The organism is Klebsiella sp. CN_Kp075, assembly GCF_040065055.2.
GTDB classification, from domain to species: domain Bacteria; phylum Pseudomonadota; class Gammaproteobacteria; order Enterobacterales; family Enterobacteriaceae; genus Klebsiella; species Klebsiella aerogenes.
In genome coordinates, this window is sequence record NZ_CM198050.1 from 338,027 (window position 1) to 349,942 (window position 11,916).

The following is an 11,916-nucleotide window of genomic DNA, read 5'->3' on the forward strand; positions in this document are numbered from 1 at the left end:
GCCCTTTTTTCTCCGGGAAGGTTGCGCTTTGTCCGTGATAAACTGAGAAAATGTTTCCCAGCCGATCACAGTCAGGACGATGAAAAAGAAAAGACCCGTACTTCAGGATGTAGCCGATCTTGTCGGCGTGACCAAAATGACGGTCAGTCGCTATTTACGTAACCCGGAACAGGTTTCTGAGGCCCTGCGTGGCAAGATTGCCGTTGCACTCGATGAGCTGGGTTATATTCCCAATCGCGCTCCTGATATTCTCTCCAACGCCACCAGCCGCGCCATCGGCGTGCTGCTGCCCTCGTTAACCAACCAGGTCTTCTCGGAAGTGCTGCGCGGCATCGAAAGCGTCACCGACGCCTTCGGTTATCAAACCATGCTGGCGCACTACGGCTATAAGCCGGAGATGGAAGAGAAGCGTCTCGAATCGATGCTCTCCTGGAACATTGACGGCCTGATCCTCACCGAACGTACCCACACGCCGCGCACGTTGAAAATGATTGAAGTGGCCGGGATCCCGGTGGTTGAACTGATGGACAGCCAGTCGCCGTGCCTCGACATTGCCGTCGGTTTCGATAACTTCGAAGCGGCGCGGCAGATGACGGCGGCGATTATCGCCCGCGGCCACCGCCACGTTGCTTATCTCGGCGCGCGTCTGGATGAACGTACTATCATCAAACAGAAGGGGTACGAGCAGGCGATGCTTGATGCCGGCATGACGCCCTATAGCGTGATGGTGGAGCAATCTTCTTCCTACTCGTCGGGGATTGAGCTGATGCGTCAGGCGCGTCGCGAATATCCGCAGCTCGACGGCATCTTCTGTACCAACGATGACCTCGCGGTCGGCGCGGCGTTCGAGTGTCAGCGTCTGGGCCTGAAAATTCCGGACGACATGGCGATAGCCGGTTTCCACGGTCACGATATCGGTCAGGTGATGGAGCCGCGTCTTGCCAGCGTACTGACCCCACGTGAGCGCATGGGGCGCATCGGCGCCGAGCGTCTGCTGGCGCGCATCCGCGGTGAGACGATTACCCCTAAGATGTTAGATTTAGGTTTCACATTGTCACCGGGTGGATCTATTTAAACCGACAAGTTTGAAGTAGATCACACATATTCACATCTGGCACGAATGGTTATTGCTTCTCCCAGGGTCCGGCATGACAATGTTACCGATAACAGTTACCCGTAACACTCGCCCGTAATCATTAACCAGTACGCCGCTTTCGCGCTGTATCAGTCAGCCCCGGCGCGGCGTACCAGTCCAGTGGGAGGACGCTTTGAGCACGACTAACCATGATCACCACGTCTATGTCCTGATGGGCGTTTCCGGCAGTGGTAAATCCGCCGTCGCCAGCGAAGTGGCGCATCAACTGAAAGCCGCGTTTCTCGATGGCGATTTTCTGCATCCGCGCAGCAACATCACCAAGATGGCTTCCGGCGAGCCGCTGAACGACGATGACCGTACCCCGTGGCTGCAGGCGTTGAATGACGCGGCATTTGCCATGCAGCGTACCAACAAAGTTTCGCTGATCGTCTGCTCGGCGCTGAAAAAAAGCTACCGCGACATTCTGCGCAAAGGCAACCCGAACCTCTCCTTTATCTACCTGAAAGGCGACTTCGACGTGATTGAAAGCCGTCTGAAGGCGCGTAAAGGGCACTTCTTCAAAACCCAAATGTTGGTGACGCAGTTTGAAACACTGCAGGAACCAGGCGCCGACGAAAGCGATGTGCTTATCGTCGATATCGACCAGTCACTGGAAGGCGTGGTCGCCAGCACCATTGAGGTGATTAACAAAGGCAGTAACTAGTGAGTACTTTAACGCTTGTTTTGACAGCAGTCGGCTCGGTATTGCTGCTGCTGTTTTTAGTCATGAAGGCGCGTATGCACGCCTTCGTGGCTTTGATGGTGGTTTCTATTGGCGCAGGTCTCTTTTCCGGTATGCCGCTGGATAAAATCGCGGCGACGATGGAAAAAGGGATGGGCGGCACGCTGGGCTTCCTGGCGATAGTCGTCGCGCTGGGCGCGATGTTCGGTAAAATTTTGCATGAAACCGGCGCGGTCGACCAGATTGCGGTGAAAATGCTGAAGTCCTTCGGCCATAACCGCGCGCACTATGCGATTGGTCTTGCCGGCCTTATCTGCGCGCTGCCGTTGTTCTTTGAAGTGGCGATCGTGCTGCTGATTAGCGTCGCGTTTTCCATGGCGCGCCATACCGGCACTAACCTTGTGAAGCTGGTGATCCCGCTGTTCGCCGGCGTAGCCGCCGCCGCGGCATTCCTGCTGCCGGGGCCTGCGCCGATGCTGCTGGCTTCGCAGATGCACGCCGATTTCGGCTGGATGATTCTGATTGGCCTCTGCGCCGCTATTCCGGGGATGATTATTGCCGGTCCGCTATGGGGCAACTTCATCAGCCGCTACGTTGAGCTGCATATTCCTGACGATATCAGCGAACCGCATCTCGGCGAAGGTAAAATGCCGTCCTTCGGCTTTAGCCTCTCGCTGATCCTGCTGCCGCTGGTGCTGGTCGGCCTGAAAACCATCGCCGCGCGCTTTGTGCCGGTGGGATCCACCGCCTATGAATGGTTCGAGTTTATCGGCCACCCATTCACCGCGATTCTGGTTGCCTGCCTGGTAGCGATTTACGGCCTGGCGGTACGTCAGGGGATGGCGAAAGATCGCGTGATGGAGATCTGCGGCGCGGCGCTGCAGCCGGCGGGGATTATTCTGCTGGTGATTGGCGCAGGCGGCGTCTTCAAGCAGGTGCTGGTGGACTCCGGCGTCGGCCCGGCGCTCGGCGAAGCGCTGACTGGCCTGGGTCTGCCGATTGCGATTACCTGCTTCGTGCTGGCGGCTGCCGTGCGTATTATTCAGGGATCCGCGACCGTGGCGTGCCTGACGGCGGTCGGCCTGGTGATGCCGGTCATTGAGCAACTGAACTACAGCGGCGCGCAAATGGCGGCTCTCTCCATCTGTATCGCGGGTGGTTCGATTGTGGTAAGTCACGTAAACGATGCCGGCTTCTGGCTGTTCGGTAAGTTCACCGGCGCCAGCGAAGCGCAGACGCTGAAAACCTGGACGATGATGGAAACCATCCTTGGCACCACCGGCGCCATTGTCGGGATGATTGCTTTCCAGCTGCTGAGCTAAGTAAAAATAATTTCCCCGGACACCACCACGGTATCCGGGGGAAAAATCAGGGTAATACCGCTTACCCTGGATTCTCCTCGGTAACACGCTTTTTTCCCCTCTTTTCCACTTCCTTTTGCCGTGAATATCAGCTCTACGACAATGATGGTATTGCTCGTCAGGCCTTGCGGCACAAGGCTTTGTCCGTTTTTTTCGCAAGCGTGAAAGCGATATTTTTCGCGCTGAATCCATAATCAGGATCAATAAAATAGCGACGGAAAATATTCCATTACGCGGGTTATTTGCCCGATAATCTTTACGCTTTTTATGACTACCAGCGACGGTAGGCGGAGTGCGGGATAAGTTGCTTTTCTGATTGGCGCGCAATCATTGATTAATTTCACTTGCGACTTTAGCTGCATTTTGTAATGTGAAGGACATCCCAGTTGGAAACTGGCCTGGCACTAACAGCACACACCTCGCAGGAATACGTTATGAAAAATGTTGGTTTTATCGGTTGGCGTGGAATGGTCGGCTCTGTTCTCATGCAACGCATGGTGGAAGAGCGTGATTTCGACGCCATTCGCCCTGTTTTCTTCTCCACATCTCAGCTGGGTCAGCCCGCGCCGTCATTCGGCGGCAGTACCGGGGGGACGCTTCAGGATGCATTCGATCTGGAAGCGCTGAAGGCGCTGGACATTATTGTTACCTGCCAGGGCGGCGATTACACCAACGAGATTTACCCGAAGCTGCGCGAAAGCGGCTGGCAGGGGTACTGGATTGACGCGGCGTCTTCGCTGCGCATGAAAGACGATGCGATCATTATTCTCGACCCGGTTAACCAGGATGTGATTACCGCTGGCCTGAATAACGGCATTAAAACCTTCGTCGGCGGTAACTGTACGGTGAGCCTGATGCTGATGTCCCTCGGCGGCCTGTTTGCCCATGACCTGGTGGAGTGGGTCAGCGTGGCGACCTACCAGGCGGCTTCCGGCGGCGGCGCGCGCCATATGCGCGAACTGCTGAGCCAGATGGGCCAGCTGCATGGCCACGTGGCGAGCGAGCTGGCGAACCCGGCGTCCGCGATTCTCGATATCGAGCGCAAAGTGACGTCGCTGACCCGCAGCGGCGATCTGCCGGTCGATAACTTTGGCGTGCCGCTAGCGGGCAGCCTGATCCCATGGATCGACAAACAGCTTGATAACGGCCAGAGCCGCGAAGAGTGGAAAGGCCAGGCGGAGACAAACAAAATTCTCGCCACCGCGTCGCCGATCCCGGTCGATGGTCTGTGCGTGCGCGTCGGCGCGCTGCGCTGCCACAGCCAGGCGTTTACCATCAAGCTGAAGAAAGATGTTTCTATCCCGACCGTTGAGGAACTGCTGGCCGCGCATAACCCGTGGGCCAAAGTGGTGCCAAACGATCGCGACATCACCATGCGCGAGCTGACCCCAGCCGCGGTGACCGGCACCCTGACCACCCCGGTAGGGCGCCTGCGTAAACTGAACATGGGTCCTGAGTACCTGTCGGCCTTTACCGTCGGCGACCAGCTGCTGTGGGGCGCCGCCGAACCGTTGCGCCGCATGCTACGACAGCTGGCGTAAACGCAGGACAAACGATAAGGGGTGTGGATACACCCCTTTTTTTTGCGTAATACAAGGAGTAAACGCGGATGTTGGATTTTTCCCCACGGAGGTAACGCAGCCTTGGCTATGCTTTAAGTAAGGAGTTCCTTACCTGAAGGTGGGACGGAGCAGGAGGATGCACGTTGGTGCTGCGCCGTTCAGGTCAAAAAAAGTCGCCGGGTACAGGAAAGGGCGACACTTACAACAGGATGAAAGCATGTCGAATCGAATCGATAGAGACGTGATTAATGCGCTTATTGCAGGTCATTTCGCGGATCCCTTTTCCGTGCTTGGCATGCACCGCACCGAGGCGGGGCTGGAAGTTCGCGCATTATTACCAGATGCCACCGAAGTGTGGGTTATTGAACCGAAAACCGGGCGTAAAGTCGGCAAACTCGAATGCCTCGACTCGCGCGGATTCTTTAGCGGCCTCCTGCCGCGGCGTAAAAACGCTTTTCGCTACCAGCTGGCCGTCACCTGGCACGGACAGCAAAACCTGATTGACGACCCTTACCGTTTCGGCCCGCTGCTGCAGGATGTTGATGCCTGGCTGTTGTCCGAGGGGACGCACCTGCGCCCTTACGAAACTCTGGGCGCGCACGCCGACACCATGGATGGCGTCACCGGTACGCGCTTTTCGGTCTGGGCGCCAAACGCCCGCCGGGTCTCGGTGGTGGGGCAATTTAACTACTGGGATGGCCGACGCCATCCGATGCGCCTGCGCAAAGAGTCCGGTATCTGGGAACTCTTCATTCCCGGCGCGCTTAATGGCCAGCTGTATAAATTCGAGCTGATCGACGCTCATGGCAATCTACGGGTCAAAGCCGATCCTTACGCCTTCGAGTCGCAGATGCGCCCGGAAAGCGCGTCGCTTATCTGCGATTTGCCGCCCAAAGTCGAGCAGCCGGCGGCGCGCAAAGCCGCGAACCAGTTTGATGCGCCGATCTCTATCTATGAAGTGCACCTCGGGTCCTGGCGCCGCCATACCGACAATAACTTCTGGCTAAGCTACCGCGAACTGGCGGACCAACTGGTGCCTTACGCAAAATGGATGGGCTTCACCCATCTTGAACTGCTCCCGGTAAACGAACACCCGTTCGACGGCAGCTGGGGCTACCAGCCGACCGGCCTCTATGCGCCGACACGCCGCTTCGGTACCCGTGAAGATTTCCGCTATTTCATCGATGCCGCCCACGCCGCGGGCCTTAACGTGATCCTCGATTGGGTTCCGGGTCATTTCCCGGCGGATGACTTTGCGCTGGCCTCATTTGACGGCACCTCGCTGTATGAACACAGCGATCCGCGCGAAGGTTACCACCAGGACTGGAATACGCTTATCTATAACTACGGCCGCCGCGAAGTCAGCAATTACCTGGTAGGTAACGCGCTGTACTGGATCGAGCGCTTCGGCATTGACGCGCTGCGCGTCGACGCGGTGGCGTCGATGATCTACCGCGACTATAGCCGTAAAGCGGGCGAGTGGATCCCCAACGAATACGGCGGGCGGGAAAATCTCGAAGCGATCGAGTTTCTGCGTAACACCAACCGTATTCTCGGCGAGCAGACGCCAGGCGCGGTAACGATGGCGGAAGAGTCCACCGATTTTGCCGGCGTGACGCGTCCGCCCGCCGACGGCGGCCTCGGCTTCTGGTTCAAATGGAATCTCGGCTGGATGCACGACACGCTGGACTATATGAAGCTCGATCCAGTCCATCGTCGCTACCATCACGACAAAATGACCTTCGGCATGCTCTACAACTACACCGAGAACTTCGTGCTGCCGCTCTCCCACGATGAAGTGGTGCACGGCAAAAAATCGATTCTCGACCGCATGCCGGGCGACGCATGGCAGCGCTTTGCCAACCTGCGCGCCTATTACGGCTGGCTGTTCGCCTTCCCGGGCAAAAAGCTGCTGTTTATGGGCAACGAGTTTGCCCAGGGCCGCGAGTGGAACCACGACGCCAGTCTCGACTGGCATCTGCTGGAGGGCGGCGACAACTGGCACCACGGCGTCCAGCGGCTGGTGCGCGACCTGAACCATACCTACCGCCACCATAAAGCGCTGCACGAGCTCGATTTCGATCCCTACGGCTTCGAATGGCTGGTGGTCGACGATCATGAGCGTTCGGTATTTATCTTTGTGCGCCGCGATAAAGCCGGTAATGAAATCATCGTCGCCAGCAACTTCACGCCGGTGCCGCGGCACAACTACCGTTTCGGCATCAACCAGCCGGGACGCTGGCGCGAGGAGCTGAATACCGACTCGATGCATTACCACGGTAGTAACGCCGGAAATGGCGGAGTGGTTGAGAGCGAGTCTGTCGCCAGTCACGGTCGTCAGCATTCGTTGTCGATTACCCTGCCGCCGCTGGCGACCATCTGGCTGGTACGGGAGGCCTGATGACGACGCTTGCCGCGGGAAAACCGACGCCTTTGGGCGCCAGCTATGACGGCAAAGGGGTGAACTTCACCCTGTTTTCCGCCCACGCTGAGCGGGTGGAGCTCTGCGTGTTCGACCAGCAGGGCAACGAGCGGCGCTACGACCTACCGGCGCGCAGCGGCGACATCTGGCACGGCTGGCTGGCCGATGCGCGTCCGGGGCTACGCTACGGTTATCGGGTGCACGGGCCGTGGGATCCGGCGCAGGGGCATCGCTTCAATCCGGCTAAGCTGCTGCTCGACCCTTGTGCGCATCAGGTGGCGGGCGAACTGCTGGACGACGAGCGTCTGCATGGCGGTATGCATGAACCGGATGCCCGCGATAGCGCAGCCATTGCGCCAAAGTCGCAGGTGGTCGATCTGCATTACGACTGGCTCGGTGATAAACCGCCGCGCACGCCGTGGGGCGAAACGGTCATTTATGAAGCCCACGTCAAAGGGTTGACCTGGCTGCATCCGGAGCTACCGGAGGCCATCCGCGGCACCTATCAGGCGCTGGGCCACCCGCTGATGATCGACTATTTCCGCCGCCTGGGGATTACCGCGCTGGAGCTGATGCCGGTGGCGCAGTTTGCCAGCGAACCTCGCCTGCAGCGGATGGGGCTGAGCAACTACTGGGGCTATAACCCGCTGGCGCTGTTTGCGCTGGAGCCGCGCTACGCCAGCCAGCCGCAGCGGGCGCTCGATGAGTTCCGCGATGCGGTGAAAGCGCTGCACGCGGCGGGCATCGAGGTGATCCTCGATATCGTGCTGAACCATAGCGCGGAAATCGATCTTGAAGGGCCGACCATCTCCCTGCGCGGTATCGATAACCGCAGCTATTATTGGATCAGGGACGACGGCGATTATCACAACTGGACCGGCTGCGGTAACACGCTCAACCTCAGTCATCCCGGCGTGGTGGAGTATGCCCTGCAGTGCCTGCGCTTTTGGGTTGATGAGTGCCACGTTGACGGTTTTCGCTTCGACCTGGCGTCGGTGATGGGGCGCACGCCCGAATTTCGTCAGGACGCGCCGCTGTTTGAAGCCATTCGCCGCGACCCGGTATTGTCGGCGATCAAGCTGATTGCCGAACCCTGGGATATTGGCCAGGGCGGTTATCAGGTGGGGAACTTCCCGCCGCTGTTTGCCGAATGGAACGACCATTTTCGCGATACCGCGCGCCGTTTCTGGCTGCAACAAAACGTATCGTTGGGTGACTTCGCCCAGCGCTTCGCCGCCTCCAGCGATCTCTTTGCCCGCGATGGCAAACGGCCTGCGGCGACGATCAATCTGATCACGGCGCATGATGGATTCACCCTACGTGATTGTGTTTGTTTCAATCAGAAACACAATCAGGCGAACGGCGAAGAGAATCGCGATGGGACTAACAATAACTACAGCAACAATCATGGTATAGAGGGATTAGAAGCCAATCTTGCCGTGATTGAGCGGCGGCGCGATAGCGTACATGCGCTCTTGACCACGCTGCTGCTGTCGCAAGGAACGCCGATGCTGCTGGCGGGCGATGAGCATGGCCATAGCCAGCATGGCAACAATAATGCGTACTGTCAGGACAATGCTTTGACCTGGCTGGACTGGCGGCGGGCAAATCACGGGTTAACCGCGTTTGTCGCCGCGCTTATCCACCTGCGTCGGCGCATTCCGGCGTTAACCCGTAATCAGTGGTGGCAGGAGCATGACGGCAATGTGAGCTGGCTCAATCAGCGCGGAGAACCGTTAAACGCCGACGAGTGGCAGCATGGCGCCGCGCGGCTGCAAATCCTGTTATCCGATCGCTGGCTGATCGCGCTGAATGCCACCGCTGAGGTGGCGGATATGGTTTTACCCGCGGGGGAGTGGCGCGCCGTTCCTCCATTCGCCGGAGAGGATAATCCGGTCATCATGGCTGTCTGGCATGGGCCCGCGCACGGAGTTTGCGTATTTCAAAGGTCATAGTCCCTGGGGGTTTTCGGCGCGTTCATGATGAATGGGCCGTGAAGCAGGGGAATCAAAAGGAGTTAATCATGGTTGGGCTTGAAAAGAACGATCCGTTGATGCTGGCGCGTCAACTTCCTCTCAAATCGGTGGCGCTGATCCTTGCTGGCGGGCGTGGTACCCGGCTTAAGGATTTAACCATTAAGCGCGCGAAGCCTGCCGTCCACTTTGGCGGTAAGTTCCGTATTATCGACTTCGCGTTATCTAACTGTCTTAACTCAGGTATTCGCCGCATCGGCGTGATTACCCAGTATCAGTCGCACACCCTGGTGCAGCATATCCAGCGCGGCTGGTCTTTCTTCAGCGAAGAGATGAATGAGTTTGTCGATCTGCTGCCGGCGCAGCAGCGGGTACACGGTGAAAACTGGTATCGCGGTACGGCCGATGCGGTGACGCAGAACCTCGACATTATTCGTCGCTATAAAGCCGAATATGTGGTGATCCTCGCCGGCGACCACATCTACAAACAAGACTACTCGCGCATGCTGATCGACCATGTCGAAAAAGGCGCGCGCTGCACCGTCGCCTGTATGCCGGTGCCCATCGAAGAAGCATCCGCCTTTGGCGTGATGGCGGTCGATGAAAGCGAGAAGATCATCGAGTTCGTCGAGAAACCGGCCAACCCGCCGGCGATGCCGAACGACGCTACCCGCTCGCTTGCCAGTATGGGCATCTATGTCTTTGATGCGGATTACCTTTATGAACTGCTGGCCGCCGACGATCTCGACGAAAACTCCAGCCACGACTTCGGCAAAGATATCATCCCGAAAATTACCGAAGCTGGCATGGCTTATGCACATCCTTTCCCGCTCTCCTGCGTGCAGTCCGACCCGCAAGCCGAGCCGTACTGGCGCGATGTCGGGACGCTGGAAGCCTACTGGAAGGCCAACCTCGATCTGGCCTCGGTGACGCCGGAGCTCGATATGTACGACCAGCATTGGCCTATCCGTACCCATATGGAATCGCTGCCGCCGGCGAAGTTCGTCCAGGACCGCTCCGGCAGTCACGGCATGACGCTGAACTCGCTGGTTTCCGGCGGCTGCATTATCTCCGGGTCAGTAGTGGTGCAGTCGGTACTGTTCCCGCGGGTGCGGGTGAATTCGTTTTGTAACATTGATTCGGCAGTCTTATTGCCGGATGTCTGGGTCGGGCGCTCGTGCCGCCTGCGCCGCTGCGTGATAGATCGCGCCTGCGTCATCCCGGAAGGGATGGTGATTGGGGAGAATGCGGAAGAAGATGCCAGCCGCTTCTATCGTTCAGAAGAAGGGATCGTGCTGGTTACGCGCGACATGCTGCGGAAACTGGGGCACAAACAGGAGCGATAATGCAGGTTTTACACGTATGTTCAGAGATGTTCCCGTTGTTAAAAACCGGCGGTCTGGCTGACGTTATCGGCGCGCTGCCGGCGGCGCAGATCGCAGACGGCGTGGATACCCGCGTGCTGCTGCCGGGGTATCCGGATATCCGCCGCGGAATTACCGACGCGCAGGTCGTCACCCGCCGGGATACCTTTGCCGGGCGTATCACCCTGCTGTTCGGCCATTTTAACGGCGTCGGTATCTATCTGATCGACGCGCCGCATCTCTACGATCGCCCAGGGAGCCCGTATCACGACGCCAACATGAACGCCTATACCGACAACGTGCTGCGCTTTGCGCTGCTCGGCTGGGTAGGTAGCGAAATGGCCTGCGGGCTGGATCCATTCTGGCGCCCGGAGGTGGTGCATGCCCATGACTGGCATGCGGGCCTGACGCCGGCCTACCTGGCGGCGCGTGGGCGTCCGGCGAAATCGGTGTTTACGGTGCACAATCTCGCCTACCAGGGGATGTTTTACTCCTGGCATATGAATGAGATAGAGCTGCCGTGGTCGTTCTATAACATGCACGGCCTCGAATTTAACGGCCAGATCTCGTTCCTCAAAGCCGGTCTGTACTATGCCGACCATATCACGGCGGTGAGCCCAACCTACGCGCGGGAAATCACCGAACCGCAATATGCCTACGGCATGGAAGGGCTGCTACGTCAGCGCCAACACGAGGGCCGCTTGTCTGGTATCCTTAACGGCGTCGATGATGGTATCTGGAATCCGCAAAGCGATCTGCTGCTGGCGGCACGCTATGACCGCGATTGCCTGGAGGAGAAAGCCGAGAATAAACGGCAGCTGCAAATCGCCATGGGGCTGAAGGTGGATGACAAAGCGCCGCTGTTCGCCGTGGTGAGCCGTCTGACCAGCCAAAAAGGGCTGGATCTGGTGCTGGAGGCGCTGCCGGGCCTGCTGGAGCAGGGCGGGCAACTGGCGCTGCTCGGCGCCGGCGATCCGGTACTGCAGGAGGGCTTCCTCGCCGCCGCCGCCGAACATCCGGGCCAGGTCGGCGTGCAGATTGGCTATCACGAGGCGTTTTCGCACCGCATCATGGGCGGCGCCGATGTGATTCTGGTTCCCAGCCGCTTTGAACCGTGCGGCCTGACTCAGCTGTATGGCCTGAAATACGGCACTCTGCCGCTGGTGCGCCGCACCGGCGGTCTCGCCGATACCGTGGCCGACTGTTCGCTGGAAAACCTCGCCGACGGCGTCGCCAGCGGCTTTGTCTTTGAGGACAGTAACGCGGTGTCGTTGCTGCGGGCCATCCGGCGCACCTTTGTGTTGTGGTCGCGGCCGTCGCTGTGGCGCTATGTTCAGCGTCAGGCGATGAATATGGACTTTAGCTGGCAGGTGGCGGCGAAATCCTATCGTGAACTCTATCAACGCTTGATGTAACC

At 58.6% G+C, this 11,916-nt stretch carries 8 protein-coding genes; all 8 read left to right on the top strand.

Going from position 1 to position 11,916, the window contains the following annotated elements; all coding sequences use genetic code 11:
- Positions 1 to 79 precede the first annotated feature (79 nt).
- The 8 genes from gntR to glgA all read left to right on the top strand — a co-directional run bounded on the left by gntR (position 80) and on the right by glgA (position 11,914).
- Positions 80 to 1,075 (top strand): gluconate operon transcriptional repressor GntR, encoded by a 996-nt coding sequence (gntR, locus tag ABLV78_RS01585; protein ID WP_015369338.1) that lies wholly within the window; start codon positions 80 to 82, stop codon positions 1,073 to 1,075.
- A 193-nt stretch (positions 1,076 to 1,268) separates the two neighbouring features.
- A complete protein-coding gene (gene gntK, locus ABLV78_RS01590; protein ID WP_015369339.1) occupies positions 1,269 to 1,799 on the top strand; it encodes a gluconokinase in 531 nt (176 codons plus the stop codon).
- On the top strand, positions 1,799 to 3,139 hold the full coding sequence (gene gntU, locus ABLV78_RS01595) for a gluconate transporter (RefSeq protein WP_015369340.1): 1,341 nt from the start codon (positions 1,799 to 1,801) through the stop codon (positions 3,137 to 3,139). Before gntK ends, gntU begins: the two co-directional genes overlap by 1 nt.
- A 473-nt stretch (positions 3,140 to 3,612) precedes the next feature.
- Positions 3,613 to 4,719, top strand: a complete 1,107-nt coding sequence (asd, locus tag ABLV78_RS01600; protein WP_015369342.1) for an aspartate-semialdehyde dehydrogenase — start codon at positions 3,613 to 3,615, stop codon at positions 4,717 to 4,719.
- Between the two features lie 238 nt (positions 4,720 to 4,957).
- Positions 4,958 to 7,141 carry a 1,4-alpha-glucan branching enzyme gene (glgB, locus tag ABLV78_RS01605; protein WP_032706494.1) on the top strand — a complete coding sequence of 728 codons (2,184 nt, stop codon included), beginning with the start codon at positions 4,958 to 4,960 and terminating at the stop codon, positions 7,139 to 7,141.
- Positions 7,141 to 9,117: a glycogen debranching protein GlgX gene (gene glgX / locus ABLV78_RS01610; protein ID WP_047047939.1), complete on the top strand. Its 1,977-nt coding sequence runs from the start codon at positions 7,141 to 7,143 to the stop codon at positions 9,115 to 9,117. Before glgB ends, glgX begins: the two co-directional genes overlap by 1 nt.
- Positions 9,118 to 9,185: 68 nt before the next feature.
- Entirely contained in the window at positions 9,186 to 10,481 is a 1,296-nt protein-coding gene (glgC, locus tag ABLV78_RS01615) for a glucose-1-phosphate adenylyltransferase (RefSeq protein ID WP_015703688.1), read from the top strand.
- Positions 10,481 to 11,914: a glycogen synthase GlgA gene (gene glgA / locus ABLV78_RS01620; RefSeq protein WP_045394829.1), complete on the top strand. Its 1,434-nt coding sequence runs from the start codon at positions 10,481 to 10,483 to the stop codon at positions 11,912 to 11,914. Before glgC ends, glgA begins: the two co-directional genes overlap by 1 nt.
- Positions 11,915 to 11,916 lie beyond the last annotated feature (2 nt).